Raw genomic sequence first — 1,055 nt, forward strand, 5'->3', positions numbered from 1 at the left:
CTGACACGGACAAGGAATTTCTGGATTCCGTGGAGGATGCTGCGGGTTGATGCCTCCAGATGAGCCCGGTTGTCGATGACCTTGTCGGCGAGTTGACGTTTGAGGTCAGCTGAGGTCGGCGTTGACGAGTTCGTCGGGGTTGAGGTGCGGTGCATAGGACAGCCGGTAAGTGCAGTTCGATGGAGTCGGTGTGCTCGGCGACCCATGCGGTCACTTTTTTGGAGCGGTGAACGGGGTGCCGGTCCACGATCAGGTGGATTTTCTGTTCGGGAAAATTGCCGATCACCCGCTTGAGAAAGGTGATGCAGGTGGCAGTGGTGAAGCGGTCGGCGAACACGGTGAAGTGCATGGTGCCCCGGGTGGAGATCACCGACATCGCGTTCACGCCGTACCGCTGTCCCCGCGGGCCACGATCGGGATGTTCCCCCGCCCCCCGGGGTGGCCGGAAACCTGATCGGAGCGGATCCCGACCTGATCGGCGAACATGACCAGGGCGCTCTCGGCCGCCGCGCGGACCCGGAGCGCCGGATAGGCGGTGGGCGTCCACTCCTCGATGGCAGCGGGGTCAACCTCCCGGGCCCTGCGATCGGGCCGCTGGAACGACAACCCCATCCGATCCATCAACTTGCACAATCCGCCGCGGGAGAACCGCACCCCGAAATGCCGGTGGAGGAATTCGTTGACTTTCCTCGTCGTCCACAGCGTTCCACCGAGACCGAGCTGCTCGGGGCGATAGCCGATGATGGCCTGCCGGACGGCGGCCTCCTCGCTCTCCGGCAGGAAACGACACGAGCCGACCTTCCGGCCGGGTTTTCCGGACCGCAACGCCTCCGCTCCGCCACCATCACGACGCGGCCCTCCACCGACCGATCGACTTGGTCGACACCCCGAAGACCCTCGCCGCCTCGACCACCGGTAACCCCGCGTCGATCGCAGCCATCACCCGCATCCGCACAGCCTCCTGCTGAGCAGGCGAAAGCCTCCGCATGTCCCCGGTCAAGTCATCACCCATGCCACACCAACGAACGAGACACCAAAAAGTGACGGATCAATAA

Annotated in this window: 3 protein-coding genes; all 3 read right to left on the minus strand. The window is 64.2% G+C overall.

The features are described from left to right. A partial coding sequence (locus FOE67_RS26675; RefSeq protein WP_228474335.1) for a transposase occupies positions 1 to 376 on the minus strand: 376 nt, incomplete at its 3' end. Between the two features lie 5 nt (positions 377 to 381). Next, positions 382 to 825 (minus strand): helix-turn-helix domain-containing protein, encoded by a 444-nt coding sequence (locus FOE67_RS29795; RefSeq protein WP_182667385.1) that lies wholly within the window; start codon positions 823 to 825, stop codon positions 382 to 384. A gap of 19 nt (positions 826 to 844) precedes the next feature. Further along, the gene (locus tag FOE67_RS26685; protein ID WP_182667386.1) at positions 845 to 1,012 is read right to left on the minus strand and encodes a helix-turn-helix domain-containing protein; all 168 of its coding nucleotides are present in this window, start codon (positions 1,010 to 1,012) and stop codon (positions 845 to 847) included. Between the last annotated feature and the right edge of the window lie 43 nt (positions 1,013 to 1,055).

The organism is Streptomyces calidiresistens, from assembly GCF_014141525.1.
GTDB lineage: Bacteria > Actinomycetota > Actinomycetes > Streptomycetales > Streptomycetaceae > Streptomyces > Streptomyces calidiresistens.

What these genes read in the sequence shown, in the direction of transcription:
- FOE67_RS26685 (WP_182667386.1), bottom strand. Translation starts at nt 1,012, where the DNA reads ATGGGTGATGACTTGACCGGGGACATGCGGAGGCTTTCGCCTGCTCAG.